Origin of the sequence: Phytohabitans maris, from assembly GCF_031085175.1 — a bacterium.
Classification (GTDB): Bacteria; Actinomycetota; Actinomycetes; order Mycobacteriales; family Micromonosporaceae; genus Phytohabitans; species Phytohabitans maris.
The window spans coordinates 18,834-44,876 of the sequence record NZ_JAVHUY010000004.1; the positions used below are offsets into that span (position 1 = coordinate 18,834).

General features: G+C 71.9%; 24 protein-coding genes and 1 pseudogene. 15 read left to right on the plus strand and 10 right to left on the minus strand.

From position 1 onward, the window contains the following. Window positions 1-208: 208 nt before the first annotated feature. The 5 genes from RB614_RS05055 (at window position 209) to RB614_RS05075 (ending at window position 5,940) form a co-directional block, all read left to right on the plus strand. Window positions 209-1,309, plus strand: a complete 1,101-nt coding sequence (locus RB614_RS05055) for an NDMA-dependent alcohol dehydrogenase (RefSeq protein ID WP_308711166.1) — start codon at window positions 209-211, stop codon at window positions 1,307-1,309. A gap of 24 nt (window positions 1,310-1,333) precedes the next feature. Continuing rightward, a complete protein-coding gene (locus RB614_RS05060) occupies window positions 1,334-2,551 on the plus strand; it encodes a cytochrome P450 (protein WP_308711167.1) in 1,218 nt (405 codons plus the stop codon). A 96-nt stretch (window positions 2,552-2,647) separates the two neighbouring features. Further along, a complete protein-coding gene (gene dctP, locus RB614_RS05065) occupies window positions 2,648-3,877 on the plus strand; it encodes a TRAP transporter substrate-binding protein DctP (RefSeq protein WP_308711168.1) in 1,230 nt (409 codons plus the stop codon). Beyond that, on the plus strand, window positions 3,867-4,448 hold the full coding sequence (locus RB614_RS05070) for a TRAP transporter small permease (protein ID WP_308711169.1): 582 nt from the start codon (window positions 3,867-3,869) through the stop codon (window positions 4,446-4,448). Before dctP ends, RB614_RS05070 begins: the two co-directional genes overlap by 11 nt. Then, the gene (locus RB614_RS05075) at window positions 4,423-5,940 is read left to right on the plus strand and encodes a TRAP transporter large permease (protein ID WP_308711170.1); all 1,518 of its coding nucleotides are present in this window, start codon (window positions 4,423-4,425) and stop codon (window positions 5,938-5,940) included. The genes RB614_RS05070 and RB614_RS05075 overlap by 26 nt, the downstream gene beginning before the upstream one ends. A 72-nt stretch (window positions 5,941-6,012) precedes the next feature. Here the strand turns inward: RB614_RS05075 and RB614_RS05080 are convergent, their stop codons facing one another. From RB614_RS05080 to RB614_RS05090, 3 genes are read right to left on the minus strand one after another with little or no spacing between them, the layout of a single operon-like run. Next, window positions 6,013-7,101: an amidohydrolase family protein gene (locus tag RB614_RS05080; RefSeq protein ID WP_308711171.1), complete on the minus strand. Its 1,089-nt coding sequence runs from the start codon at window positions 7,099-7,101 to the stop codon at window positions 6,013-6,015. Continuing rightward, window positions 7,098-7,658, minus strand: coding sequence for a Rieske (2Fe-2S) protein (locus tag RB614_RS05085; protein WP_308711172.1), 561 nt, complete (start codon window positions 7,656-7,658; stop codon window positions 7,098-7,100). The genes RB614_RS05080 and RB614_RS05085 overlap by 4 nt, the downstream gene beginning before the upstream one ends. Next, complete coding sequence (locus RB614_RS05090; protein WP_308711173.1) at window positions 7,655-8,839, minus strand: amidohydrolase family protein; 1,185 nt, start codon at window positions 8,837-8,839, stop codon at window positions 7,655-7,657. The genes RB614_RS05085 and RB614_RS05090 overlap by 4 nt, the downstream gene beginning before the upstream one ends. Before the next feature lie 112 nt (window positions 8,840-8,951). On the opposite strand from RB614_RS05090, the gene RB614_RS05095 reads away from it, so the two are divergent. The 3 genes from RB614_RS05095 to RB614_RS05105 all read left to right on the plus strand — a co-directional run bounded on the left by RB614_RS05095 (window position 8,952) and on the right by RB614_RS05105 (window position 11,102). After that, window positions 8,952-9,479: a nuclear transport factor 2 family protein gene (locus tag RB614_RS05095; RefSeq protein WP_308711174.1), complete on the plus strand. Its 528-nt coding sequence runs from the start codon at window positions 8,952-8,954 to the stop codon at window positions 9,477-9,479. Window positions 9,480-9,546: 67 nt separating this feature from the next. Next, window positions 9,547-10,404, plus strand: a complete 858-nt coding sequence (locus RB614_RS05100; protein WP_308711175.1) for an enoyl-CoA hydratase-related protein — start codon at window positions 9,547-9,549, stop codon at window positions 10,402-10,404. 155 nt (window positions 10,405-10,559) lie between these two features. Next, complete coding sequence (locus RB614_RS05105; RefSeq protein ID WP_308711176.1) at window positions 10,560-11,102, plus strand: VOC family protein; 543 nt, start codon at window positions 10,560-10,562, stop codon at window positions 11,100-11,102. Here the strand turns inward: RB614_RS05105 and RB614_RS05110 are convergent. Together RB614_RS05110 and RB614_RS05115 are read right to left on the minus strand one after the other, a co-directional pair. After that, on the minus strand, window positions 11,093-13,357 hold the full coding sequence (locus RB614_RS05110) for a CaiB/BaiF CoA-transferase family protein (RefSeq protein ID WP_308711177.1): 2,265 nt from the start codon (window positions 13,355-13,357) through the stop codon (window positions 11,093-11,095). The two genes, RB614_RS05105 and RB614_RS05110, sit on opposite strands and share 10 nt — an antisense overlap. Then, window positions 13,354-14,217 carry an alpha/beta fold hydrolase gene (locus tag RB614_RS05115; RefSeq protein ID WP_308711407.1) on the minus strand — a complete coding sequence of 288 codons (864 nt, stop codon included), beginning with the start codon at window positions 14,215-14,217 and terminating at the stop codon, window positions 13,354-13,356. The genes RB614_RS05110 and RB614_RS05115 overlap by 4 nt, the downstream gene beginning before the upstream one ends. A 73-nt stretch (window positions 14,218-14,290) precedes the next feature. On the opposite strand from RB614_RS05115, the gene RB614_RS05120 reads away from it, so the two are divergent. The 4 genes and pseudogenes from RB614_RS05120 (at window position 14,291) to RB614_RS05130 (ending at window position 17,894) form a co-directional block, all read left to right on the plus strand. Beyond that, window positions 14,291-15,349 (plus strand): aldo/keto reductase, encoded by a 1,059-nt coding sequence (locus RB614_RS05120; protein WP_308711178.1) that lies wholly within the window; start codon window positions 14,291-14,293, stop codon window positions 15,347-15,349. After that, window positions 15,349-15,816 (plus strand): pyridoxamine 5'-phosphate oxidase family protein, encoded by a 468-nt coding sequence (locus RB614_RS05125; RefSeq protein ID WP_308711179.1) that lies wholly within the window; start codon window positions 15,349-15,351, stop codon window positions 15,814-15,816. Before RB614_RS05120 ends, RB614_RS05125 begins: the two co-directional genes overlap by 1 nt. Window positions 15,817-15,935: 119 nt before the next feature. Continuing rightward, window positions 15,936-16,094 (plus strand): annotated as a pseudogene (locus tag RB614_RS44240) (MBL fold metallo-hydrolase); the annotation flags it as partial. 264 nt (window positions 16,095-16,358) lie between these two features. Further along, the gene (locus tag RB614_RS05130) at window positions 16,359-17,894 is read left to right on the plus strand and encodes an AMP-binding protein (RefSeq protein ID WP_308711180.1); all 1,536 of its coding nucleotides are present in this window, start codon (window positions 16,359-16,361) and stop codon (window positions 17,892-17,894) included. 9 nt (window positions 17,895-17,903) lie between these two features. Here the strand turns inward: RB614_RS05130 and RB614_RS05135 are convergent, their stop codons facing one another. The 5 genes from RB614_RS05135 to RB614_RS05155 form a co-directional block, all read right to left on the minus strand. Beyond that, entirely contained in the window at window positions 17,904-18,728 is an 825-nt protein-coding gene (locus tag RB614_RS05135) for an HpcH/HpaI aldolase/citrate lyase family protein (RefSeq protein ID WP_308711181.1), read from the minus strand. After that, window positions 18,725-19,882 carry an acyl-CoA dehydrogenase family protein gene (locus RB614_RS05140; protein WP_308711182.1) on the minus strand — a complete coding sequence of 386 codons (1,158 nt, stop codon included), beginning with the start codon at window positions 19,880-19,882 and terminating at the stop codon, window positions 18,725-18,727. The genes RB614_RS05135 and RB614_RS05140 overlap by 4 nt, the downstream gene beginning before the upstream one ends. 145 nt (window positions 19,883-20,027) lie before the next feature. Next, a complete protein-coding gene (locus tag RB614_RS05145) occupies window positions 20,028-20,786 on the minus strand; it encodes a succinate dehydrogenase/fumarate reductase iron-sulfur subunit (protein ID WP_308711183.1) in 759 nt (252 codons plus the stop codon). Next, the gene (locus RB614_RS05150) at window positions 20,783-22,846 is read right to left on the minus strand and encodes a fumarate reductase/succinate dehydrogenase flavoprotein subunit (protein ID WP_308711184.1); all 2,064 of its coding nucleotides are present in this window, start codon (window positions 22,844-22,846) and stop codon (window positions 20,783-20,785) included. Before RB614_RS05150 ends, RB614_RS05145 begins: the two co-directional genes overlap by 4 nt. Next, on the minus strand, window positions 22,846-23,526 hold the full coding sequence (locus RB614_RS05155) for a succinate dehydrogenase cytochrome b subunit (protein WP_428982923.1): 681 nt from the start codon (window positions 23,524-23,526) through the stop codon (window positions 22,846-22,848). The genes RB614_RS05150 and RB614_RS05155 overlap by 1 nt, the downstream gene beginning before the upstream one ends. Window positions 23,527-23,562: 36 nt before the next feature. Between RB614_RS05155 and RB614_RS05160 the strand changes: the two genes are divergently transcribed. The 3 genes from RB614_RS05160 to RB614_RS05170 all read left to right on the plus strand — a co-directional run bounded on the left by RB614_RS05160 (window position 23,563) and on the right by RB614_RS05170 (window position 26,014). Next, the gene (locus RB614_RS05160; RefSeq protein WP_308711186.1) at window positions 23,563-24,486 is read left to right on the plus strand and encodes a LysR family transcriptional regulator; all 924 of its coding nucleotides are present in this window, start codon (window positions 23,563-23,565) and stop codon (window positions 24,484-24,486) included. 4 nt (window positions 24,487-24,490) lie between these two features. Further along, window positions 24,491-24,856, plus strand: coding sequence for a YybH family protein (locus RB614_RS05165; protein WP_308711187.1), 366 nt, complete (start codon window positions 24,491-24,493; stop codon window positions 24,854-24,856). A gap of 84 nt (window positions 24,857-24,940) precedes the next feature. Next, on the plus strand, window positions 24,941-26,014 hold the full coding sequence (locus RB614_RS05170) for a hypothetical protein (protein WP_308711188.1): 1,074 nt from the start codon (window positions 24,941-24,943) through the stop codon (window positions 26,012-26,014). Window positions 26,015-26,043 lie beyond the last annotated feature (29 nt).

Genomic DNA, 26,043 nt, shown 5'->3' on the forward strand with positions numbered 1-26,043 from the left:
TGAGTATAACAAGCTAGGAACACGATAGCGGCCGGGTTCGGGAACGGCCAGCGCGGGAGTGAGCCCTGCCGGGCCGGAACCCGCCGCGGTCCTGGCGTGCCGGCCGGATCGCCAGCTCCTCGTCCTTGACACGTGACCTGGGTCATCCCTACGTTGATACGAACACGATAGCAGCACTAATTAGGCACAACTGTGAGGCGCTGACATAGTGAAGACCAGGTCGGCCACGCTGTGGCACGTCGGGCAACGCTGGGCGGTCGAGGAGCTCGACCTGGCCGAGCCCGGACCGGGCCAGGTGCTGGTCAGGATCCGGGCGACCGGCCTGTGCCACTCCGACGACCACGCGGTCACCGGCGACAGCCGCCCGCCCCTGCCGCTCGTCGGAGGCCACGAGGGCGCGGGGGTCGTCGAGGCGATCGGGCCCGGGGTCACCAGGGCGAGCGTCGGCGACCACGTCGTGCTGGCGTTCAACTCACCCTGCGGGCACTGCCGGTACTGCGCCGGCGGCCTCTCCAACCTCTGCGCGATCGCCCGGCGCCGGGTCGGTGGCGAGCCGGCGGCGAGCCCGTTCAGCAGGGCGGGGGAGACCGTCTGGGCGATGGGCGGGCTCGGCACGTTCAGCGAGCGGACGGTCGTACCCGAGGACAGCGTGATCGTCATCGACAAGGACGTGCCGTTCGCGGTCGCGGCGCTGCTGGGCTGCGCCGTCACGACCGGCTGGGGCGCCGCCGTGTACCTCGCGGACGTGCGCCGGGGCGAGACCGTGGTCGTCGTCGGCTGCGGTGGCGTCGGCGTCAACTCGCTGCAGGGGGCCCGGAACGCGGGAGCGGACATCATCGTCGCGGTCGACCCCAGCGAGTTCAAACGCGAGCAGGCCGTGCGGTTCGGCGCCACCCACGCGGTCGCCGACCTGGCCCGCGCGCGGGAGGTGCTGGCCGAGCTGACCGGCGGCCACATGGCCGACGTCGCGATCCTCTCGGTCGGGGTCGCCGACAGCGACATCCTCGGCGACATGATGTCGACGCTCGGCCTCAACGGCCGCGGCATCATCACCGCCGTGTCGCCCGCCGCGGCCACCACGGTCAACCTCTCGCTGGTCGACTTCACCCTGTCGCAGCAGACCATCCGGGGCAACGTGTACGGCGGCACGAACATGCACCGGGACATTCCGCTGCTGCTCGGGCTCTACCGGCGCGGCAAGCTCCAGCTCGACGAGCTCATCTCCCGGACGTACCCACTGGACGAGATCAACCAGGGATACGCCGACATGCACGCCGGCCGGAACCTGCGCGGGGTCGTCCTGCCGTGATCGACGTGACCACCGAGGAGAAACATGATCACGACCAGCCCCAACCTTCTCGACCCCGCCCTCTACCTGGACGGCGTGCCGTACGACCAGCTGCGGTGGCTGCGCGAGAACGATCCCGTCCACTGGCACGAGGAGCCGGACGGCGGCCCGGGTTTCTGGGCGCTGACCCGGCACCGGGACGTGAAGGCGGTGGAGGCGGACTCGGAGACGTTCTCGTCCGAGCCCTCCACCGTCATCGTCGACACGGTCTCGATGTCGGACACCGGGACGGCCAAGCACCTGATCATGTCCGACCCGCCGCACCACACCGCCCACCGCAGGACGCTGGGGGTGGAGCTCAACCCGATCCCCGTACGGAGCATGCGTGAGCAGCTCCAGGTCGTCGTGGACGAGATCGTCGACGACGTCGTCGAGTCCGGCGCCTGCGACGTCACCCCCGACCTCGGGCAGAAGCTCGCCTCGTACGTGACCGCCGACCTGCTGGGCCTGTCCCGCCCGGAGGCCATCGAGCTCTGCGAGGCTGCGGACGTCCTCACCCGCGGCGGGAGCAAGGAGGAGGGGCCGGGGCTCGCCGCGGTCCAGGTCATGTTCCGGCACGCCTCGACCGCGTGGCAGCAGCGGCGGGCCGCGCCCGGCGACGGCCTGCTCGGCCGGCTCGCGTACGCCAGCGTCGGCGACATCCCGATGGACTTGACCCAGTTCTCGATGGATTTCCTACTGCTGGTCACCGCGGGCAGCGACACCACGCGCAACGTGGTCGGCGCGGGCATGGCGGCGTTCTTCGAGTTTCCGGAGCAGCACCGGCTGCTGCTCGACGACCCCGGCCTCATCTCCGGCGCGGTCGAGGAGATCCTGCGCTGGTCGACCCCGATCGTGTACCAGCGCCGCACCGCGACCAGGGACACCGAGGTCGCCGGTCAGAAGATCAGGCGGGGGCAGAAGGTCGTCTCGTACTACACCGCGGCCAACCGTGACCCCGAGGTCTTCGCCGACCCGGACGTCTTCGACATCCGCCGCTCACCGAACCCGCATCTGGCATTCGGCGTCGGCCGGCACTTCTGCCTCGGCTCACACCTCGCCCGCCTCGAGCTCACCCTGATCTTCCAGGCGATCATGCGGCGGATGCCGGACATCAGGCCGGCGGGCCCGGTGCGCTACCGGCGCTCCCCGATCGCGCCGTCCGTGCTGGGGCCGGTGTCCGTGCCCGCGACGTTCACGCCCGGGGCGCGCCTGCGCTCGTAGGCGGGGCCACCGGATCGTACTCAAATTATGGTTGATCATAATTATAAGACCATTTAGGCTATCCGGTACCCATGAAGCGTTGAGACAAGGGGCACCATGTCCAGACATAGGAAGACAGCAGCGGCCGCCGGTTCGGCGGTGCTCGCGCTGGCGCTCGCCGCGTGCGGCGGCTCCGACGCGGAGGGCTCCGGCTCGGAGCAGAGCCTGGAGTCGATGAAGCCGGTCACCCTCAGCTTCAACGAGTCGGTCGCCCCGGGCAGCGGGATGGCCACCGCCCTGAACGAGTTCCTCGACACGGTCACCGAGAAGTCCGGCGGGAAGATCACCTTCGAGAAGTTCTACTCCAGCTCGCTGCTGGCGCCGACCGAGACCCTCACCGGAGTCTCCGACGGTGTCGGCTCCATCTCCCAGGTCACGCCCGCTTTCTTCCAGGAGAAGCTGCCGGTCACCGCCTGGTTGGCCCGTGCGGCGCCGGCGCTGGAGCCGGGATTTCCGCTCACCACGATCCAGGGACCGCTCGCCGGCTCCGACTTCGCGCTGGGCAGCGAGGAGCTGACGCGGGAGTACGCCGACAACAACGTCGTCATCCTCCGCTCGTACACCAGTGGCTACGGCAACGCGATCTGTACCAAGAGGATCGAGACGCTCGCCGACGCCAAGGGCGTGCGGATCCGGGTCGCCGGCGAGCCGTTCGCCTCGGAGGCGAAGGCGATCGGCATGGAGCCGGTCGTCATCCCGGGCACCGAGATGTTCGAGGCGCTGCAGCGCGGCGTGGTCGACTGCGTGACCGCCGCGGACGGTGGCGAGATCTACTCCACGTTCGGGCTGACCGAGGTGGGCAAGTACCTCGTGCCGATCCAGTTCTCCCCGACCACGTTCATCAGCTTCATGATGAACAAGGACCAGTGGGACGAGCTGCCCGAGGCCGGGCAGAAGATCATCCTGGAGACCTGGGCGGACTACGAGGTCAAGCGCCTGCGGGAGACCCTCACCGGGTTCGGCCGGTTCCTCGACGACGCCGAGGAGAAGCGCATCGAGTTCACCGACCCGCGCGAGATCAACGTCAAGCTCGCCGCCCACCAGAAGGCCGCGGTCGCCGACCTGGCCACGTCGGCGCCACCGGGCGTCGCGGACCCCGAGGGCGTGCTGAAGGCGTACCTGGACAAGCTCGCCGAGTACCTGCCGGTCGCCCAGGGGCTGGTCAAGGGGGGAGCCGCTCCGCCCGGCATCGAGCTGAAGGCGGCTTACCGGACCGCCATCGACCAGGTCGACTTCGACGGCCTGCACGAGGCGTACGTGAAGATGTACACGAGCCATGCCGGGTAGCCGCGCCGGCGTCGTGAGCCGGCCGCCCGACAAGCTGCTCCTCACCCGCGTCGTGGAGCTGGCCAACCGGGCGGCCGTGGCGCTCTGCGGCGTCGGGATCGCCCTCATGGGCCTGCACATCGTCGTCGACGTGGCGGCCCGCAACGCTCTCGAGCACGGCCTCGAGGACACCATCGCGTTCGTCGGATACCTCTGGATGCCGGTGGTCTGCTTCCTCGCCCTCGGCGCGGTCCAGCTCAAGGGCGAGCACATCTACGTGGGGCTGATGGCCGACCACGCCGGCCCGCGCACCCGCCGGGTCGTCGAGGTCGTCTCGGACCTGCTCGTGGCCGGCCTGATGGCCTGGATGGCGGTGCTCGCCTTCCGCGCGGCCGACGAGGCGTGGGCGCTCGACGAGCGGGTCGGCGTCAACCGCTGGCTCGTGCTCTGGCCGGTCAAGCTCGTGGTCGCGCTCGGCATGAGCCTCTACGTGCTGTCGCTGGTGGCGACCGCGGCCGAGCGCGTCCTCAACAGAACCAGGTACGCGAAGGAACTGGAGCGGCACGATGACATCCCAGACCCAGGCGCCTGACCTCGTACTCGACGAGGCCCCGCCGGCTGCGGACGGCGCGCCGCCCCGGCGGTCCGAGCGGGCCGGTGCGATCGTCTACGGCGCGATCTGGGTCTCGACCCTCGTCGTGGCCGGCATCATCCTCTGGGGCGACCTGGAACGGGCGACCGTCGGCGTCCTGGTGCTCGTGCTCATGCTGCAGCTGCTGGCGGTGAACGTACCCATCGGGCTGGCGATGGTCATGGCCTCGGTGGTCGGGTTCTACGCGCTGGGCGGCACCCGGGTCGTCGTCTCGTCGCTGACGTCGCAGCCGTTCGACGCGGTGGCGTCGTGGAGCCTCAGCGTGGTCCCGCTGTTCATCTTCCTCGGCATGGTGATCTGGCGTGGCGGCCTCGCCGACTCGGCGTACGAGGCGACCCGGCAGTGGTTCGGGAAGGTGCCCGGCGGCCTCGCCGTCGCCTCCAACCTCGCCGGCGCGGGCCTGTCGGCGGGCACCGGCAGCACCATCGGCACCGCGTACGCCCTGGGCCGGATGGCGCTGCCGCAGATGTTCCGGGCCGGCTACGACGTCCGGCTGGCGACCGGCGTGATCGCCATGGCCGGCACGCTCGGGCAGATCATCCCGCCCAGCATCCTGCTCGTGGTCTACGCCGGGATCGCCGAGACGCCGGTGGGCCCGCAGCTGCTGGCCGGCATCGTCCCCGGCCTCCTGCTGGCTCTGGCCTACGCGCTGCTGGTCGTCGTACGGGCGACGCTGAAGCCCGGCCTCGCGCCCCGCCCCGACCTCTCGGACGTCACCTGGGGGAGCCGGCTGCGGTCGCTCGGGATGCTCGTGCCGCTCGGCGCGGTCGTCTTCGTCGTCATCGGCGGCATGTACTTCGGCTTCTTCACCGCCACCGAGTCCGCCGCCTTCGGCGTGGTGGCGGCGCTCGTGGTCAGCTGGAAGCCGTGGAGCCGGAAACGGCTCAAGCCGCGCGAGATGGGCGCGCTGGTGAAGACCGCGGCGACCGAGTCGAGCCTTTCGGTCGGCGGCATCGTGTTCATGATCATCGGCGCCGTCGCGCTCACCCGCGTGCTCGCCATGAGCGGAGTCACCCGGCAGCTGACCGATGTACTGATCGACCTCAACCTGAGCCGCGTCTGGTTTCTGATCCTGCTCATCGCGTTCTACATGCTGCTCGGCACGTTCATCGAGCCGCTGCCGATGATGCTGCTCACCGTCCCCATCCTGCACGCGCCGCTGGAATCCATGGGCGTCGACATGGTGTGGTTCGGCGTCTTCATCGTGATCCTGGCCGAGATGGGCATCGTCACCCCACCGGTCGGCATCCTGGCGAACGTCGTACACCGGATCGCCCAGCGCCCCGAGGTCAACCAGGGCCGCGAGGTGAAGGCGGCCGACGTCTTCAAGGGCGTGCTCCCGTTCCTCGTGGTCGTCTGCCTGGTCCTGGTCGCGCTCATCCTCGAGCCCGCCATCGTCACCTGGCTCCCCGGGAGCGCGTCAACCAGGTAACCCCGGTCCCCGCGTGTTGATCAGGGAGTTCGTGGGCGGGTCGGCCGGCGCGCCACCGCACGAGGTCCCTGATCAACCGCGACGGGGGAGGCGGTACCAGTGGCGGGCGTTCTCGGACATGGTCTTGGCGCGCATGGTCTCCGGCATCGCCGCCAGCAGCCGGGTCAGGTCGTCGTCGTGGGCGTGGGGGTAGTCGGTCGCGAACATCAGCGCTTCTTCGGTGCGCAGCCAGCCGAGCGACCTTTCCAGCGTGCTCGCCGGCCCGGCCTCGGTCGGGGCGGTGGAGAAGCGGAAGTGGCGGCGCACGACGTCGAAGGGCGGCTCGTCGAGCCACGGCACCTCGCGGCGCAGCCCCTTCCAGTCCTTGTTCATGCGCCAGCCCCAGGCGGGCAGCCAGAGGAACCCGCCTTCGAGGACCGCGACCCGCAGGTCGGGTACGGCCTGGAAGAGCCCCTCGGCGACCATGCTGGTGATCTGGCTGCCGAACGCCTGCCACTCGGCGGCGTACTCCTCGATGAAGTACGACGGGTAGCCGGTGGTCGACGGTACGCCGTCGTTGGTGCCGCCGTAGTGCAGGCCGGCCACCAGGTCGTGTTCGGCCATGGCCGCGAAGACCGGGAAGAACATGCGGCGGCCCCAGAGGGCGTCGGTCCGCACCGGGAGCAGGACCTGGACGAACCCGGGGTGGGAGCCGACGCGCCGGATCTCCTTGACCATCGACTCCGGGTCGCGGGCCGGCAGGACGAGCGACGCGCGGAGCCGGGAGTCCTTCTCCAGCCAGTGTTCGACGAGCCAGTCGTTGACCGCGCTGGCCATCGCGTTGTGCCAGTCGGGTTGCCGGATGCTGTCGACGCCGTAGTAGCAGTTGACGATCGCGTGGTCGACGCCCCAGGGGTCGAGGACGTGCGCCCGGAGCAGGTCCACATCGGACGACGGCACGCGGCCGTCGGCCGGGCGCCACTCGGGGCGGCAGGCGCGGGGCGAGTTCGGCGGGTAGTGGACGGTGGGCCCCTGGGGCGCCTTCCAGTTTCGCTCGGTGCACCAGTCGACCCACTGCCGGGCGAGGTAGGGGAAGAGCGCCTCGGCGGAGGGGACGTTGGCGTGCACGTCGACGTCGATGACGGGCCCGGTCCAGGCCGGTGCCGCGGTGGTGGTCGTCATGCGGTGGGCTGCCTCTCGGTGCGGTCGGACCGGGGTGCCGGGCGGGGCGGCCGGAGGTCGACGACCAGGTAGTCGTCCTCCACGCAGACGGCAACGGTCTCGGCGGTGTACGGGCCGGGGACCCGCTCGCCGGCCCGGCCGGAAGCCGCGGTCGCCTGGGCGTACTGCGCGGGTGTCAGGTCCAGCGAGCCGCGGCGCAGTTCCTCGGCGACGAGCGCGCCGTTCTCCACCTCGACCGTGTACGGGCGGCCCCGGGTGCCCGCCGGGTCGAAGTACGACTGTCCGGTGGTGACGTCGAACTCCCAGCCGTGCCAGGGGCAGGCGAGCAGCGGGCGGCCGGTGTCGTACGTGTACTGGCCGGGCATCGTCGATGTCACGAGCGGCAGGAACCGGCCGCGGCACAGGTCGGCGCCGCGGTGCGGGCAGCTGTTGAGCAGCCCGTAGTAGCGACCGTCCACATTGAACACCGCGATCGACCGCCCGTTGACCTCGACGGCCATCTTCTCTCCGGGGGCCAGGTCGGACGCCCGCCCCACGACGAACCTCCGACCGCTCACAGCGGGTAGCCCTGGCCGGGCAGGAGCGGGATGCCGTACAGCTCGCTGGCGACGCCGCCGAGCACCGCGGCGCGCCGCCGCGGGGAGAGGTTTCTCGGCAGGGCGGCCGGCTCGTCGAAGTCCCAATGTGGATAGTCGGAGGAGTACATCAGCTTCTCGCCCATGCCGGACTCGTAGAAGGCCTCGAAGACCTCGTCGAGGTGCCGGTTCTCCTCCGGCTCCTCCATCGGCTGGGTGGTGAAGTAGAAGTTGTCCCGCAGGTACTGCGACGGGCGCTTGCGCAGGTCCGGTACCTCGGCGCCGAGCACCCGCTGGGCCGCGTCGAGGCGCCAGGCCAGCGGCAGCGCCCAGGACCAGCCCAGCTCGACCAGGACGATCTTCAAGCTGGGGAACCGGTCGAGCGTCCCCTCGAAGACGTAGCTCGCCACGAGCGGGAAGTTGAACGCCGCGTAGTCCGTGTGCTCTTCGAAGTAGTAGTTGGGGCCGCCGGACGGGGTGACCCGGTTGGCCGTCATCACGTGGAAGGTGACCGGGATGTCGTAGTGCTCGCAGGCCTCGTAGATCGGCCAGTAGCTGGGGTGGCCCGGCGGGCGCAGGTTGTCGGGGGCCAGCATGATCTGTTTGAAGCGGCCGTTGTACTCGCCCATCTCCTCCATGCAGAACTCGATCTCCCGCACCGCGAGCTCGGGCAGCTCGTACGGCAGGTTGATCGAGGCGTACCAGCGCGGGTCCTGGGCCAGCCAGTTGTCGCGGCGGTGCTCGTTGAGGGCGCGGCAGTAGGCGGCCGCGAAACCGGCCGGCTGGCCCTTCATCCCCGCCGAGCTGAACGCGCCGAGGTCGTTGAGGAGCGCGCCGCTGATCTCGTACCGGTCCAGCAGCTGCTCCGCCGCGAAGGCCGGGTCGCTGCCGGGCGGGCCGCCGCTCGGCGTCTCGGTGTCCCAGCGCTGCCCGAACTCGCGCGGGCGCGGGCGGTCGCCGCCGGCGAAGCCGCCCCGGGCGACGCCCACCTCCAGCGCGTGGCGGCGCCACCTCTCGGGCAGGTACGACAGCACGCCGGCGCCCCGCTGGTGGTGCTCGCGCAGCTTCAGCGGGTGTACGTCGCAGTCGATGATGCCGAGTTTCGCCGGCTCCCCGGCCTGGTCGTTCGGGCGCGCGTCGAGGTCTGGAAGTGTCGTGGTCATCGGCCCGGGATCCCCTCGCCCTTTGTTGTCCTGTAATGATGACTGTAACGCTGGTCAGGTATCCTGGCCAGGCTCCTTCTGGGGACAGCATGCGTGTTGCTATCGTGTTGATGTGAGCACGGAGCAGGCACTCGAGGACGCCGTCGGCCGGATCGCCGCGCTGGAGAGCCGGCTGGCCGCGCTGGAGGACGACAAGGCGATCCGCGAGCTTCTGGCCCGGTACGGCCACTACGCCGACGCCTGCCTGGACGACGACTACCTCGCCCTCTTCACCGCGGACTGCGTCATGGACGTCTCGTCCGGCGCCGAGCCGGAGCCGTACGAGGTGATCCGCTGGGAGGGCATCGACACGATGCGGGAGTTCCTCGCCGTACGCACGGCCGCGCACGGGGACGGCTTCTACGGGCGCAGCATGCACGCGCAGGGAAACAACCTCGCGATCCGGGTCGACGGTGCGACCGCCGTCGCGACCGGGTACTCGTTCATCCTCCACCAGGACGGTCCCCGGATCAGACTGGTGAGCGCGTCGATCAACGAGTGGCACGTCGTCAAGGTCGACGGCGCCTGGCGGATCAAGGAGCGCCGGCGCCGGATGCTGGGCGCGCCGGACACGGCCGCGATCGTCCGGGCGAGCGAGTGATCGTCGGGCGAGGCGAGCGAGCGATCGTCGGGCCAGCGGGCGAGGCGAGCGAGTGAGAGGAACCCGAGTGGAGTTCGAGAACATCCTGTACGCGGTGGAGGAGCGGATCGCCACCATCACGCTCAACCGGCCGGAGAAGCGCAACGCGCTCAGCCCCGGCCTGCGCAACGACGTCGTGGCCGCCCTCAAGCGGGCCGAGGCCGACGACGACGTGACGGTCGTCCTCATCCAGGGGGCGGGCGAGGCGTTCTGCGCCGGGTACGACATGAACAGCTACGCCGGCGGGGACGAGCACCCGGAGCGCCCGGCGGGGTGGAACCACTCGCCGCTGTTCGAGTCGTGGACCGGCCAGTTCCCGCGCAGCTGCCTGCGCGACTGGCTGACGATCTGGGACCTGCTCAAGCCGGTGGTGGCCAAGGTGCACGGCTACTGCCTCGCGGGCGGTTCCGAGCTGATGTCGATGTGCGACATCGTCTTCGCCGCCGAGGACGCGATCATCGGGTACCCGCCCACCCGGGCCCAGGCCACCCCCGACATCGAGTACTTCCCGTGGAAGATGTCGATGGCCCAGGCCAAGTACCTGCAGCTGACCGGAAACTCGATCACCGGCGCGCGGGCCGAGCAGATCGGGTGGATCGCGAAGAGCTTTCCCGCCGGCGAACTGGACGAGCAGGTCATGCGCGAGCTGCGCCCGATGGCGAAGATCCACCCGGCGATGCTCGCGGCCAACAAGGCGACCCTGAACCAGTCGTACGAGGCGATGGGCTTCCGTGCCGCCCTGCAAGGCAGCGTGCCCTGGTACGTGCTGAGCCGCGGCTTCCGTCCGGGCGGCGGCGAGTTTCAGCGGATGGCCGCGGCCGAGGGTCTCAAGACCGCCCTGAACTGGCGGGACGGCGCGTTCAAGGCCGAGGGTTTTCCGCTCTGAACCGCTCTTGGCCGCTCTGCTTCGCGCGACGGCGGCCGCCGACCAGCACAACGACGACGAGCACAAACGACGACGAGCACAAACGACGACGAGCACAAACGACGACCAGCACAAACGACGACCAGCACAAACGACGACCGGAACGGGAGACCCGAGTGAGTGAAGCAGCGGTCAAGGAGCTCAACCACGTCGCCATCGGGGTGCGCGACCTCGACGCGTCCCTCCGCTTCTACGTCGACGGGCTGGGGATGCGCAAGACGCTGGAAAAGCCGGTGAGCGACCTGACCTGGCGGCTGATGCGGCTGCCGGAGGGGACGACGGGGCTGTCGGTATTCGTCCAGGGACCGTCGCGCGTGGGGCAGATCGAGCTGGTCAAGTGGGACCTGCCCGAGTCGGACGCGGGAAAGCCGAAGCGTCCCGGCGACATCGGTATCGGCGTGCTGTCGTTCCCGGTGGCCCCGGAGCACATCGGTGCGATCCACCGGCGGTTGGTCGACCTCGGCGCCGAGGTCTACTCCGAGCCGACGACGACCATCGTGAAGAACTACGGGCCGGTCACGCTCTTCCTCTGCGAGGATCCGGACGGCAACCAGGTCGAGCTCATCGCGCTGCCGACCGCCGACCAGGTCCGCGAGTTTCGGGCGTCGGTCGGAGCGGAGTCGATCGGGGCGGAGTCGGTGGGGGCGGATCAGCGGTAGCCGGTGCCCGCCACCGAGTGCAGCGGCTCGCCCTGGAAGACGACGCCGGCCGCGATCAGGTCGTCGACGGTCGCGCTCGCCAGGCCCGCCTCGGCGAGGACCTGGCGGCTGTGCTCGCCGAGGCCCGGAGTGGTCAGGACCGGGCGCTCCGGGTGCCGGCTGAAGACCGCGTAGCGATGCGGCAGGTAGCTCTGGTTTCCGTCCGGCCAGACGTACCTCGTCACGTGTCCGTCCGCCAGGACGGCGGGGTCGAAGAGCAGCCCCTTGTTGTCCCGGGCCGGGGCGGCGGTGCCGCCCGCGGCCTCGACGAGCTCGACGATCTTTTCGCTCGGCAGGTCCGCGAGGGCCGCGCCGACAGCCTGGGCCAGGCCGTCGTGGCCGGTGCCGGCGCTGGCGAGGCCGGCGCGCACCGCGACGCCGGCGGAGGGCAGGTGGAGGCGGACCCAGCCGTCGGCGCAGGCGTAGTACCGGGACAGCGCCGACGGTCCCGGGTGGTCGCGGCCGCCGGTCTCCGCGGGTACCCGGCCTTCGTACCGGACCAGCTCGTTGCTCTGCATGAACGTGGCCGAGACGGCAAGCGACGCGTGCACGCTCTGACCGCCGCGCCCCGTGGCCCGCTGGTACAGGGCGGCGCAGGTGCCCAGCGCGGCGAGGCAGGCGACGGTCACGTCGTTGACCGCCACCGTCGAGAACACCGGCTCCGCGTCTCCGCCCTGCGCTTTCATGATCCCTGACATCGCCTGGACCACCGGGTCGTATCCGGGATGGTCGCCGAGCGGACCGGTGCCGCCGTAGCCGGTGATCGAGGTGGAGACGAGGTCCGGGTTGTCGGCGCGGAGCGTCTCGTGGTCGATGCCCAGCCGCCCGCGCACTCCGGGCCGGAAGTTGTCGAGTACGACGTCGCTGGCCGAGACGAGTCGGCGGAACGCGGCCAGCCCGCCAGGGTTGCGCAGGTCGATGGAGAGTCCGCGCTGACCCCGGTTGATCATGTAGCCGCGGACCCGGAACTCGTCGCCCTTGAGCGTCTCGACCTTGACCACGTCCGCGCCGAGGGCGGCCAGCAGCATGCCGGCGTAGGGCCCGGCGAGGACGGTGCCGAGGTCGAGCACGCGGACACCGGCGAGCGGACCGCCGCCCGCCCGCGGCTGGCCGGCGGTCGCCGCGGCGGCGTGCGCCGGCCGGTCGTCCGCCCAACCCGCGGTGCCGGCGAAGCGGCGGGGCGACAGTGCCGGGCGGGGATCGCCGGAGAGCTCGACCGGTACGCCGCCCATGACCGCCGGGCCGACCACGGGGTCGTCCAGCTCGACGCGTTGGCCGAGCGCGGCGACCTGCGGGTGGTCGAGCCACGCGTCCCGGTCGGCCACCGCGCTCGCCGGGCAGCCGGCCGCGGCGAACTCCGCGAGCCACTCGGCGCGGGCCTTGCGCCGGAACCCCTCGGCGATCCGGGCCCGGACCCGGTCCCGCCGGTCCGGCGCGTAGATCAGCTCCCGGTTGGCGGCGATCTCCGGGTCCGCGGTGATGTCGGTCGTGCCGAGCAGTTCGAAGGCGATGTCCTGGTACTTGATCCCGAGCGCGCCGAGGAAGAGCCAGGCGCCGTCGGCGCAGCGGTAGGTGCCGAACGCCGGGTTGGGCCCGCCCGGCCCGACCGTGGTGGAGGGGAGCGTGACCGCCGGGTCGGCGAACATCGTCGTGGTCGCGGCGACCATCGCGCCGTGGAGGGCGTCGACGGTCACGGTCTGGCCGAGGCCGGTGCGGACCCGTTCGGTCAGGGCGGCGATCGCCGCCGTCGCCCCCCAGGCGCCCTGCAGGTAGCTGCAGAACGGGTAGATGCCGTCGACCGGCCCGCCGCTGAACGAGGTCTGCCGGCGGGCGATGCCGTACTCCGCCTGGGCCAGCCGGTCCTGGGCCAGTGGGTCGAGCGTGGCGTCGGGGCGAAGCGGTGGCAGGTGCAGGTGGACGAGGCCGGCGGGCGGCTCGCGGTCGACCGGTACGCCGAGCGCGGCGGCCACCTCCGGGTGGCTGGTGACCACGAGGTCCGCGGTGGCGACGAGCCCTTGCGCCGCCGGCACGATCGTCTTGTTGCGGTGCCACATCACCGCCCCCGGCAGGTGCGTGCCGCTGTCCGGCCAGCCGCCCTCGACGCGGATCACCTGGCCGCCGAGGTCGCCCAGGAGCATCGTGGCGACCGGACCGGCGATCCCGGTCGTGGCGTCGAGCACGCGAAGACCTGACAGGGCCGGGGTCGTCTCGGTCACGGGTTCTCCTCGTCGCCGCCGTCCAATGTGGTCACCAGGTGCTCGATCGCCCGTACTGTCGCCGCCGGCGCGTCGAGCGGTACGTGATGGTGGGCGCCGGGGATCTCCACCCGCGCCACCGGGCGGCCCACCACGTCCGCGAGGCGGTCGGCGGCGGCCGCGCTGGCCAGCTCGCTGCGGCCGCCGTACAGCAGACCGATCGGCGCCTTGACCCGCCGGGCCGCGTCCTCGATCCCCTCGCGGGTGAAGCGCCGGAAGGTCCGCGGGTCGAACTTCCAGCGCCAGCCGGCCGGGGTCTGGCGCAGGCCGGCCCGCGCGACGGCCGCGAGCGTGGCGGCGTCGGCGAGCGTCGCCCGCGGCCGCAACCGGAAGTTGGCCAGCCCTTCCTCCAGGCTGGCGTAGTACCTCACCTCGGTGCTGGGCGGGGGTGGCGGCGCGCCGCGCCTGATCACGCTGTCGACGAGCAGCAACCGCCGGGTCAGCTCCGGTGCCAGCGCCGCGGCGTAGAACCCGACCAGGCCGCCCATGCTGTGCCCGGCGACCGTGGCGGCGCGCCCGCCGGCGGCTTCGAGCACGGCGGTCACCTCCCGCGCCCAGAGCTCGGGCCGGTACGCGTCGCGGTGGCCGGAGTCGCCGTGCCCGGACAGCTCGACCACGACGACCTCGTGCCGGCGGGCCAGCGCCGGCGCGACGTGCAGCCACCAGCCGGCGTGCGCGGCCCCGCCGTGGATCAGCAGGATCGGCTCGCCGGCCGGAGGGCCGATCCGCCGGTAGTGGATCTCGCAGCCCTCGACGAGGACGGTCTGCGCCGGCGCGTCGAGCCAGGCGGCGGCCGGGCCGCCGGTCGCCGGGGGAAGCATCACGCCAACGATGCTACTACTGTCTTCCAATACTGATAGTCGGTACCCTTGTGCGACCACTAGGAGGGCGTGCATGGCCACGATGAACTACCGCCTGCTGGGCCGTAGCGGGCTGCGGGTCTCCGACTTCGGCCTGGGGACCATGACGTTCGGGGCGACCAGCGGGTGGGGCGTCACCGCCCGGGTCGCCCGCGAGCTCTACGAGGTATACCGGGCGGCCGGCGGCAACTACCTGGACACCGCCAACCAGTACGCCGGCGGGGAGAGCGAACGGATCGTCGGCCAGCTCGTCGCCGGTCACCGCGAGCAGGTGGTGATCGCCACGAAGTACACCAACTCCGCCCCGCGCGACGGCGACGCCAACGCCGGCGGCAACCAGCGCAAGAACATGGCGCAGTCCGTCGAAGCGAGCCTGCGCCGCCTCGGCACCGACTACGTCGACCTGTACGTCGTCCACTCCTGGGACCTGCTGACCCCGGTGGACGAGGTCATGCGCGGCCTCGATGACCTGGTCCGCGCCGGCAAGGTGCTCTACGCCGGCGTCTCCAACACCCCGGCCTGGGTGGTCGCCAAGTCCAACACGATCGCCGAGCTGCGCGGCTGGAGCCGCTACGTCGGCCTGCAGATCGAGTACAACCTGCTCGGGCGCAGCGCCGAGGCCGAGTACCTGCCGATGGCCCAGGACCAGGGCCTTTCCATCCTGGCCTGGTCGCCGCTGAAGAACGGCCTGCTGACCGGCAAGTACGCCGGCGGCGGAGGCCGGGGCTCGCGGCTGACCACCGAGATGTGGAACTCGCCGCGGCTCGCCTGGGCCGACCCGCACGGCACCAGATCCGGGCCGGCCGTCGAGGAGCTCGTCCGGCTGGCCAGGACGCTCGACGTGAGCGCCGCGCGGCTGGCACTGGCCTGGCTGCGCCACCGCCCCGTCCACGTCGTACCCATCCTCGGCGCGACGAACGCGACCCAGCTGGCCGAGAACATCGCCGCGGTCGACCTCCAGCTGACACCGGAGCAGGTGGCCCGGCTCGACGAGGCGAGTGAGGTGCCGCTCCCGTACCCGCACCACTACCTCGCCAGCGCGATGGCGCGTTCGTTCCGGTCGGCGGGCATGTTCGAGCGGATCTCCCGCTGATGTCGCGGCGGGACCAGATCCGGATGCCGGACGACCAGGTGTACGCGTTCCTGGAGTCGCAGCGCCTCGGTGTGCTCGGCACGGTCGGACCGGACGGCACACCGCACCTGGTGAACGTCGGGTACCTCGTGGCCGGTCGCCGGATCGTCTTCACCTCGTTCGCGGCGGCGCAGAAGGTCCGCAACATCGAGCGCGCCGCAAGCGCGACCCTGCTGGTCGAGATCCCGTGGCCCTACAACGAGATCCAGGGCGTGATGGTCACCGGCGGCACCGAGATCGTCCGCGACACCGCCACGGTGATCGACATAACGACGCGGATGCGGGCCAGGCACGCCGCGATGAGCGGGTCACGCGACGGCACGCCGGAGATCGACATCGCGCGGCACGCCGCCAAGCGGGTCGCGGTCTTCATCGAACCCACGCGGCTGCGCAGCTGGGACCACCGCCGGCTCGGCGGGACGTACTGACCGCATGACCGCCACGGTGGATCATCGGTCCTGGTACCGGGACGGCCCGGAGGAGGTCGGCGACGGTGTCGTCCGGCTCCCCATGCCGGTCGGGGGTCCGGGAGCTGCACGCGGTCAACGTGTACGTGCTGAGCGACCGGGACGGCGCGGTCGATCTGGTCGACGCCGGCGACGCGAGCGAGGTCGGCGTCGACACGCTGGACGAGGCCCTGCGCGGGATCGGCGGCGGTGTGGACGCGGTGCGCCGCGTCCTGGTCACGCACGTCCATCCCGACCACTACACGCTGGCCCACCCACCTCGTCTTCCACGACCGGGAGCGGGGCCTGTACTTCACCGGCGACCACGTACTCCCGCACGTCACCCCGTCGATCGGGTTCGAGTCCGCCCCCGTGCGCTCGGCCCTCGCCGGCTACCTCGACTCCCTGCGGCGCCTCCTCGACCGAGACCGCCGCCCACCTGGAGATGCTGGTCGACCGGCGGCTGCTGGAGCGCGCCCCGGCCCGCGGGGCCGCGGCCGTGTACCGACCCGCTGGAGGCTGCCGTGTGGCTCGACCCTGACCGCGCCGTGCTCCGTACCGTCATCGAGGCGAACGCGGTCGAACACCCCGACCGTCCCGCCGTCGAGTTCGAGGACGGCGAGACCTGGACCGGCGCGAGGGTGCGCGAGGAGGCGTACCGGGCCGCGAACGTCCTGGCCGCGCACGGAGTGCGCCAGGGCGACCGCGTGGGCGTCATGCTCGCCAACGGGCCCGACTTCCTCCGGGCCTGGTGGGGCACGCGCTGCCTGGGCGCCGCCGTCATGCCGATCAACCCGGCGCTCAAAGGGCGGATGCTCACCCATCCGCTGAGCGTGGCGGAGCCGAACCTCGTCGTCTCGACGCCCGACCAGGTCGCCGCCGTGGCGGACGAGCTCGCTCCACATCGGACGCTCGACCCGGCCGCCCTGCGCGAGGGGCCGGCCGACGAGCCGCCCCTGCGGCGCGCGATCGCGCTCTCCGACCCGGAGGTGGTCCTGATGACCTCCGGTACGACCGGCCCGTCCAAGCTGTGGTCGTCCACGGTCCTGCAGGCCTCCACCACCGGCGCGTACGTCCGCGACGGCAACCTCACCGCGGACGACCGGTTCCTGGTCGACCTCCCGCTGTTTCACACCGCCGGCCTCGGCGTGACGGCCGGGTGCCTGCGCTCCGGTACGGTCGCCGTCCTGCGCCGCCGCCCGTCCCTGTCCCGCTACTTCGCGATCGCACGCGAGCTCGGCGTGACGGCCGGCTTCCTGGTCGGCTCGATGGCGGCGAAGCTGCTCGCCACGCCGGAGACGCCGGACGACCGCGACCACCGCCTGCGGGTCATGGTCGCCGCGCCGCTCCCACCGGACCTGGACCGGTTCCTGGCGCGGTTCGGCGTCGCGCGGATCCTGACCTCGTTCGGCAGCACCGAGACCGGCGGCCCGATCGGCACCGGTGACCACAGTGGACTCCCCACGCCCGGCTCCGCCGGCCGGGAGCGACCCGGGTACGGCGAGTACAAGCTCGTGGACGGCGACGGCGTGGAGGTCCCCGCGGGCGAGGTCGGGGAGTTGCTGATCCGCCCCGCGCACCCGGCCATGCGGCACGGCCACTACCTGAAGGACCCGGAGGCGAACGCCAAGGCGTGGGCGGGAGGCTGGTTTCACACCGGCGACCTGTTTCGCCGCGACGCCGGCGGCGAGTACTTCTGGGTCGGCCGGGACCGCGACACGATCCGGCGCCGGGGTGAGAACATCTCCAGCTTCGAGGTCGAACGCGAGGTCCTGCTCGAACCCGGGGTGGCGTCGGCGGCCTGCGTCGGCGTCGAGGCCCACGACGACGTCGGCGTCGAGGTGAAGGTGTACGTCGTCGCCGCGCCGGGCGCCGGCGGCATCGACTTCGAGACGATGGCGCGAAACCTCGCCGCGCGGATGCCGGCCTACATGGTGCCGCGGTACTTCGAGCTGATCGACGAGATGCCCATGACCGCGACGCAGCGGGTCACCAAGTACCTGCTCCAGCGGCGCGGGAACGGCCCTCGGACGTGGGACCGGAAGCGGTTGTCGTCGTGAGCGTCCCGCTCAGGTCAGGCGCCCGGCGCGGTCGAGGATCCGGCGGGCGCGGGCCAGGACCGGCTCGTCGACCATCTCGCCGTCCATCCGGAACGCGTGGTGGTCGCGGCGGGTGGCCGCGTTGGCGAGCAGGGTGCGCGCCCACTCGACGTCCGTACGGCTCGGTGTGAACGCGGCGTTGACCGCCTCGATCTGGGCGGGGTGGACGCAGAGTTTGCCGCCGAAGCCGAGGCCGCGGGCGCGCGCCGCGGCGTCCCGGACGGCGGCGGTGTCCGTGGTCCGCACCGTCACGCCGTCGATCGGGGCCGGCAGGCCCGCCGCGCGGGAGGCGACGACGAGGGCGCCGCGGGCGTACAGCAGGGCCTGGTCGGTCTCGTCCGCGTCGATGTCCAGGGCGTAGTCGATGGACCCGAACGCCAGGACCGTGACCGCGGGACAGGCGGCGATCGCGGCGGCGTTGTGGACGCCGAGCGCGGTCTCCACGAGCGGGACGATCCCGATGTGGCGGGGCAGGCTGTCGGCGACCCGGGTGAGCGTGGCCGGGCCCTGGCTCTTGGGCACCATGACGCCGCGCAGCCCCGGGCAGGCCGCGAGAGCGGCGAGGTCGGCGTCGTGCCAGGGGCTGCCGACCGGGTTGACCCGTACCCAACCGGTGCAGCCGCTGGTGAGCCAGGTCGCGGCGTGGTCGCGAGCGATCCGTTTGCGCTCGGGCCCGACGCTGTCTTCGAGGTCGATGATGATCTCGTGTGCGCCGCTGCACGCGGCCTTGTCGAACCGCTCCGGCCGGTCGCCGGGGACGAAGAGCCAGGAGGCGGAGGGGCGGTAGGTGGTCACGAGCGCACCGGGTATCGCTTGATCAGTTCCCGGGTGATCACGTTGCGCTGGATCTCGTTGGTGCCTTCGCCGACGATCATGAGTGGTGCGTCGCGGAAGTACCGTTCGACGTCGAACTCGGTGGAGTAGCCGTAGCCGCCGTGGATCCGTACCGCGTCGAGGGCGATCTTCATCGCGGTCTCCGAGGCGAACAGCTTGGCCATGCCGGCCTCGAGGTCGCAGCGTCGGCCCGACTCGTAGCGGCGGGCGGCGTGGATGACCAACTGCCGGGCGGCGCTGAGGCTGGTCGCCATGTCGGCGAGGTAGTTGCTGATGGACTGGTGTTTCCAGATCGGCTGGCCGAAGCTCTCCCGTTCCTGGGCGTAGCGCAGCGAGTCCTCCAGCGCGGCCCGGCCGACGCCGAGCGCGCGGCTGGCGACCTGGATGCGGCCGATCTCCAGGCCGCGCATCATCTGGGCGAAGCCGCGCCCTTCCTGCCGTCCGAGCAGCGCGGTGGCGGGGACCCGGAAGTCGTCGAAGGACAGCTCGCAGCTCTCCACGCCCTTGTACCCGAGCTTGGGCAGGTCGCGGGAGACGGCGAAGCCGGGCCCCGGCTCGACGAGCAGGATGCTGATGCCGCGGTGCGCGGGCCGGGCCGCCGGATCGGTGCGGCACAGCAGCGCGACCAGGCGCGAGTGGCGGGCGTTGGTGATCCAGGTCTTCGAGCCGTTGACGACGTAGTCGTCGCCGTCGCGGCGTGCGGTGGTGCGCATCGCCTGCAGGTCGGAGCCCCCGCCGGGCTCGGTCAACGCCATCGTGGCCCGGATCTCGCCGGTGGCCATCCTGGGCAGGTAGCGGTCTTTCTGTTCGTCGGTGCCGTGCTCCAGCAGCAGCTTGGCCACGACGGTGTGGCCGCCCATCGCCCCGGCCAGGCTCATCCAGCCGCGGGCCAGCTCTTCGGTGACGGCGGCGTAGCAGGGCACGGAGACCCGCGCGTCGCCCCAGGGCCCGGGTATGGCCAGGCCGAAGATCCCCAGGTGCTTCATCTGGTCGATGAGCTTCTCCGGGTAGGTGTTGGCGTGTTCGAGGTCCCGCGCGACCGGCCTCACCGCCTGGTCGACGAAGTCCTTGACGACGTCGACGATCGCGGCCTCGTCCGGGTCCAGCTCATACATGCCTACATCATGAAATCTGATGGGCTCGCCAGGGAACTAACATTTCGTGATGGGGGTATCCGGGGTTGAGATGGTGAGGAGCGGGCGGCGACGGAGCCGAAGCGGCTCAGGACGCGGCGCGCTTGCCCAAGGAGCGGGGCGGGCGCTACGAGCGGGAGCGGGCGGGGCGGCGCGACGCCTGGAGGTAGTCGCGGTTGAGCTGGCCGATCGTCTCCAGCGGGATGCCCTTCGGGCAGACCGCGGTGCACTCGCCGGTGTTGGTGCAGCCGCCGAAGCCGGCCTCGTCCTGCGCGGCCACCATGTCCAGGACGCGCGACTGGCGTTCCGGCTGGCCTTGGGGGAGCAGGCCGAGGTGCGTCACCTTCGCGGCGGTGAAGAGCATCGCGGAGCCGTTGGGGCAGGCGGCCACGCACGCGCCGCAGCCGATGCAGGTCGCGGCCTCGAAGGCGGCGTCGGCGTCCGCCTTGGGGACGGGGAGCGCGTGGGCGTCGGGGGCGCTGCCGGTCGGGGCGCTCACGTAGCCGCCGGCCTGGATCACCCGGTCCAGCGCGCCGCGGTCGACGACCAGGTCCTTCACGACCGGAAACGCCCGGGCGCGCCACGGCTCGACGTCGATCGTGTCGCCGTCGCGAAAGTGTCGCATGTGGAGCTGGCAGGTGGTGGTCGCCTTCTGCGGGCCGTGCGGGACGCCGTTGACGACCACGCCGCAGGCGCCGCAGATGCCCTCGCGGCAGTCGTGGTCGAACGCGACCGGGTCGGCGCCCTCCAGCGTGAGGCGCTCGTTCAGCATGTCGAGCACCTCCAGGAAGGACATGTCCGGGGAGACGCCGGTGACCTGGTACGCGACCATGCGGCCGCGGACGTCGGGACCGGCCTGCCGCCAGATGCGCAGGGTCAGGTTCACTTGTAGCTCCGCTGGCTGGGCGTGACGTACTCGAACTCCAGGGGCTCGCGGTGCAGCACCGGCACCCCGCCGGTCCACTCCCAGGCGGCGACGTAGGAGAACCGCTCGTCGTCGCGGAGCGCCTCGCCGTCCGGGGTCTGGCTCTCCGCGCGGAAGTGGCCGCCGCACGACTCGGTGCGGTGCAGCGCGTCCACGCACATCAGCTCGGCCAGCTCGAGGAAGTCGGCCACCCGCCCCGCGCGTTCCAGGGACTGGTTGAGGCCGGCGCCCGACGACGGCACCCGTACCCGGGACCAGAACTCCTCCCGCAGCGACCGGATCTCGCCGACGGCCTTGCGGAGGCCGGCGTCGGTGCGTTCCATTCCGCAGTGTTCCCACATGATCCGGCCCAGCTCGCGGTGGAAGGAGTCGACGGTGCGGTCGCCGTCCACCGAGAGCAACCGGGAGATGCGGCCGGTGACGTCGGAGAGCGCCGAGGAGACGGCCGGGTTGGCGGCGTCGAGCGCGGGGAACGGCCCGCCCGCGAGGTAGTCGTTGATCGTGTTGGGGAGCACGAAGTAGCCGTCCGCCAGGCCCTGCATGAGCGCGGAGGCACCGAGGCGGTTGGCGCCGTGGTCGGAGAAGTTCGCCTCGCCGATCACGAAGAGGCCGGGGATCGTCGACCGCAGGTCGTAGTCGACCCAGAGGCCACCCATCGTGTAGTGCACGGCGGGGTAGATCCGCATCGGCACCTCGTACGGGTCCTCGCCGGTGATCCGCTGGTACATCTCGAACAGGTTCCCGTACCGCTCCTCGACCGCCGGCCGCCCGAGCCGGGCGATCGCGTCCGCGAAGTCCAGGTACACCCCGAGCCCGCCGGGCCCCACGCCGCGGCCCTCGTCGCAGACGTTCTTGGCGGCGCGGGAGGCGATGTCGCGGGGGACCAGGTTGCCGAAGGCCGGGTACACGCGCTCGAGGTAGTAGTCGCGTTCCGCCTCGGGGATGTCGCCCGGCGCGCGGCCGTCGCCGGCCCGCAGCGGCACCCAGACCCGGCCGTCGTTGCGCAGCGACTCGCTCATCAGCGTGAGCTTCGACTGGTGCGGACCGGACTGCGGGATACACGTGGGGTGGATCTGGGTGAAGCAGGGGTTGGCGAAGAGCGCGCCCCGGCGGTGCGCGCGCCAGGTGGCGGTGACGTTGCAGCCCTTGGCGTTGGTGGAGAGGAAGAAGACGTTGCCGTAGCCGCCGGTGGCGAGCACCACCGCGTCCGCGGTCTCGACGCTGACCTCGCCGGTGACCAGGTCGCGCACCACGATGCCGCGGGCCCGCCCGTCCGCCACGACGAGGTCGAGCATCTCGTGCCGGGTGAACGCCTGTACCGTGCCGGCGGCGACCTGCCGTTCGAGCGCCTGGTACGCGCCGAGCAGCAGCTGCTGCCCGGTCTGCCCGCGGGCGTAGAACGTGCGGGAGACCTGCGCGCCGCCGAAGGAGCGGTTGTCGAGCAGCCCGCCGTACTCCCGCGCGAACGGCACCCCCTGCGCGACGCACTGGTCGATGATCTCGACGGAGACCTGGGCGAGACGGTGCACATTGGACTCGCGGGAGCGGAAGTCGCCGCCCTTGACGGTGTCGTAGAAGAGGCGGTGCACCGAGTCGCCGTCGTTGCGGTAGTTCTTGGCCGCGTTGATGCCGCCCTGCGCGGCGATCGAGTGGGCGCGGCGCGGGCTGTCCTGGAAGCAGTACGACTTCACCCGGTACCCGGCCTCGCCGAGCGTCGCCGCGGCCGACGCGCCGGCCAGTCCGGTGCCCACGACGATGACCGTGAGGCGGCGGCGGTTGGCCGGGTTGACCAGCCGCGCCTCGAACCGCCGCCGGTCCCACCGGGTCTCGATCGGGCCGCCCGGCGCCCGGATGTCCGCGATCGGCGCGCCGACCGCCCACGCCACGCCGGCACCGGAGCCGTCCGCGCCCGACGCGGCGTCCGCGCCGGGCACGGCCACCTGCGCGGAGAGGACAGCCGCGCCGCCCACCTCCGCCGGGCGTGCGGCCGCGCGGCGCGCGGCCTCCGGAGACGACGACATCAACCCACCAACCCCGACATCACCGCGAACGGAACGGACAGGTAACCGGCGCACAACCCCACCGCGACCGCCGACGCCGCCAGCCGCGCCCGCCGCTCGCCCACGGCCGTGCGCTGCCCCAGCGTGCGAACCGCGCTGAACACCCCGTGCCACAGATGCAGCCCCACGGCGAGCACGGCCAGCGTGTAGAAGAGCGTCACGTACCACCGTTCCGGCGCGAAGTCGGCCACCACGTTCGCGTAGGGGTGCGCGCGGTCGCCGACCGGGTTGAGGTGGCCGGTGGTGAGGTCCAGCACGTGGAAGACGGCGAAGAGCAGGATGATCACGCCGCCCCACCGCATGGTCCGCGCGGCGTAGCTGCCCTGGACCGGGCGGCGGTGCGCGTACCGCACCGGGCGCGCGGCGCGGGCCCGCAGCGCGAGGGAGGTCGCCGCCCAGACGTGGGCGACCAGCGCCGCGGTGAGCACGGTCCGCTGGATCCACAGGTATCCCGAGTCGGGCAGCAGCGGCGCGCCGATCGTGCGCAGCCAGTGCGCGTAGTGGTCGAACGACTCGGCGCCCACGAACACCTTGAGGTTGCCGGCCATGTGCGCCACCAGGAACAGCACCAGCACGATGCCGCTCACCGCCATGAGCATCTTCTGCCCGACGGTCGACCGGACCGCACTAGCTGTGACCACGGCACCGACGCTAGGGCCGGAAGACCTATTCGTCCAATGCATCGTCGATACAGTCTCGATAGCTGTAGACTATGGCGAGTGCGGCTCCAGCAGCTCAGGTACTTCGTGGCCGTCGCCGATGAGCGCCACTTCACACGCGCGGCGGCCGGCCTCGGCGTGGCGCAGCCCACGCTGAGCAAGCAGATCCACAGCCTGGAGCGGGACATCGGCGCCCCGCTGCTCGACCGCGCCCGCGGCACCGTCACGCTCACCCCGGCCGGCGCCGCGCTGCTGCCGATCGCGCGGCGCGTCCTGGCCGACATCGAGACCGCCCGCCGCGAGGTGCAGGAGCTCGTCGGGCTGCGCCGCGGCCGGGTGCGGCTCGGCGCCACGCCCAGCCTCTCCACCAGCCTCGTCGCGCGGGTGCTGCCCCGCTTCCGCGCCGCCCACCCCGGCATCGACCTGCACGTGGAGGAGAGCGGCTCGCAGGACCTGGTCCGCCACCTCACCGAGGGCAACCTCGACCTCGCGCTGGTCATCCTGCCGCCGCACGGCATCGACCCGGCCCTGCGGGCCGAGCCGATCCTCCGCGAAGACCTCGTCGTCGCCTCGGCCTCACCCCTCCCGGCCTATGCCGGGGGCATGCCGATCACGGAGCTGCGGGACCGACCCCTGGTGATGTTCCGCAGGGGGTACGACGTTCGCGACGCGACCCTCCACGCCTGTCACGCCGCGGGCTTCGAGCCGGCGTTCGCGGTCGAGGGCGGTGAGATGGACGCGGTGCTCAGCTTCGTGGCGGCGGGGCTGGGCGTGGCGGTGGTGCCGAGCATGGTGGTCGCGGGGCGGCCCGGGCTGCACTCCACGCCGCTCGCCCCGCCCGGCATCCAGCGCACCGTCGCCGTCGCCGAGCGCCGCGAGTCCACCCCCACCCACGCGGCCGCCGCGTTGCGCGGCACGATCCTGGCGTTCCTGCGAGGATGAGGGCGTGGACCGATCTGACGTGCTGAGCTGGGTCGACGCGTACGAGCGGGCGTGGCACTCGCCCGGCACCGCGGCGCTCGCCGAGATCTTCACCGACGACGCCAGCTACCTCCAGGGGCCCTACCGCGAGCCGGTCGTCGGCCTGCCCGCGATCGCGCGGATGTGGGAGGCGGAGCGGGCCGGGCCGGACGAGGCGTTCGACATGAGCCGCGACGTCGTGGCCGTCGACGGCGACACGGCCGTGGTACGGGTCGAGGTGCGCTACGGGCCGCCGCTCGACGAGCAGTGGCGTGACCTGTGGATCGTGCGCTTCGCGGCCGGCGGCCGGTGCGCCTGGTTCGAGGAGTGGCCGATCGCGCCGGGTCATTGACCTGTCGTCCAGGCGATTGACGCCTGGCGATCAACCCGGGGCTCTTGGGAGGATATGGACCGTCTCCTGGGGAGGTGGTCCGTCATGTCCACGTCGCTGTCCGACACTCCCACCCGCACCGGCCGCGCCACCGCGCCGGCCACGCCGCGCGAAGACCTGGTCACCGTGCTCCTCGGTGCCTGCCTGGTCGGCGGCGCGATGTCCGACGGGTGGGCGCACAGCAACATCCTCGACACGATCGAGGGGTTCTTCACGCCGTGGCACGCGCTGCTCTACTTCGGGTTCGCCGCCACCGGCGCCTGGATCTTCTTCCTCGCGTACCGGCGGCGGGCCGACCACCCGTACTGGTGGCGCGACGCCTGGCCCAGCGGCTACCGGGTGGGCGCCGCCGGCGTGCTGCTCTTCCTCTTCGGCGGCCTCGCCGACATGGTGTGGCACGAGACGCTCGGCGTGGAGGTGGGGCTCAACGCGGCGTTCAGCCCCAGCCACATGCTCCTCGACATCGGCGCGCTGCTGATGCTGAGCAGCCCGCTGCGCTCCTGGTGGGCGGCGGGCGCGGGTGGCGGCCTGCGCGCCGGCACGGGCGTCGCCTCGCTGGCGCTGACCGCGATGGGCGCGACGATCCTGCTGAGCCACTCGATCGCGTTCACGATGTCCCGCCCCACGATGCCGTACGAGGCGATGGACGGGCGCAACCTCGGCCGGATCGAGCACGTGCTCGCCGTGCAGGGCGTCGACGCGTACCTGGTGACGACGCTGCTGGTCGGGATACCCGTGCTGATGGCTCACCGGCGGCGGGCGACGCCCGGCGCGGCGGCCGCGGTGGTCGGTGGCGTGGCGCTCTTCACGCTGGTCATGCTGGAGTTTCCGAGCGTGCTGGTCGCGGGGGCGCTCGGCGCGCTGGCCGGTGCCGCCGTCGCCGACCTCGTCCTGGAACGGCTCGACGCCACCCGCGGCACCGCCGCCCCGCTGCGCATGCCGATCGCCGGCGCGGTCTTCGCCGCCACCGTCTGGAGCGGCCACCTGCTGGGGCTGCACCTGGCCGAGGGGGTCCGCTGGCCGGTCGAGATGTGGACCGGGCTCGTCGTGCTCTGCGCCGCGCTGGGCGCGCTCCTCGGCGGGCTGCTGGCGCGCCCCGCCACGCATCTGCACAGCTGACTTTCAGTCGCCTTTCAGCCCGCGGCGCT

What these genes read in the sequence shown, in the direction of transcription:
- RB614_RS05060 (WP_308711167.1), top strand. Translation starts at nt 1,334, where the DNA reads ATGATCACGACCAGCCCCAACCTTCTCGACCCCGCCCTCTACCTGGAC.
- dctP (WP_308711168.1), top strand. Translation starts at nt 2,648, where the DNA reads ATGTCCAGACATAGGAAGACAGCAGCGGCCGCCGGTTCGGCGGTGCTC.
- RB614_RS05070 (WP_308711169.1), top strand. Translation starts at nt 3,867, where the DNA reads ATGCCGGGTAGCCGCGCCGGCGTCGTGAGCCGGCCGCCCGACAAGCTG.
- RB614_RS05075 (WP_308711170.1), top strand. Translation starts at nt 4,423, where the DNA reads ATGACATCCCAGACCCAGGCGCCTGACCTCGTACTCGACGAGGCCCCG.
- RB614_RS05080 (WP_308711171.1), bottom strand. Translation starts at nt 7,101, where the DNA reads ATGACGACCACCACCGCGGCACCGGCCTGGACCGGGCCCGTCATCGAC.
- RB614_RS05090 (WP_308711173.1), bottom strand. Translation starts at nt 8,839, where the DNA reads ATGACCACGACACTTCCAGACCTCGACGCGCGCCCGAACGACCAGGCC.
- RB614_RS05115 (WP_308711407.1), bottom strand. Translation starts at nt 14,217, where the DNA reads ATGCTTCCCCCGGCGACCGGCGGCCCGGCCGCCGCCTGGCTCGACGCG.
- RB614_RS05120 (WP_308711178.1), top strand. Translation starts at nt 14,291, where the DNA reads ATGGCCACGATGAACTACCGCCTGCTGGGCCGTAGCGGGCTGCGGGTC.
- RB614_RS05125 (WP_308711179.1), top strand. Translation starts at nt 15,349, where the DNA reads ATGTCGCGGCGGGACCAGATCCGGATGCCGGACGACCAGGTGTACGCG.
- RB614_RS05140 (WP_308711182.1), bottom strand. Translation starts at nt 19,882, where the DNA reads ATGTATGAGCTGGACCCGGACGAGGCCGCGATCGTCGACGTCGTCAAG.
- RB614_RS05150 (WP_308711184.1), bottom strand. Translation starts at nt 22,846, where the DNA reads ATGTCGTCGTCTCCGGAGGCCGCGCGCCGCGCGGCCGCACGCCCGGCG.
- RB614_RS05160 (WP_308711186.1), top strand. Translation starts at nt 23,563, where the DNA reads ATGCATCGTCGATACAGTCTCGATAGCTGTAGACTATGGCGAGTGCGG.
- RB614_RS05170 (WP_308711188.1), top strand. Translation starts at nt 24,941, where the DNA reads ATGTCCACGTCGCTGTCCGACACTCCCACCCGCACCGGCCGCGCCACC.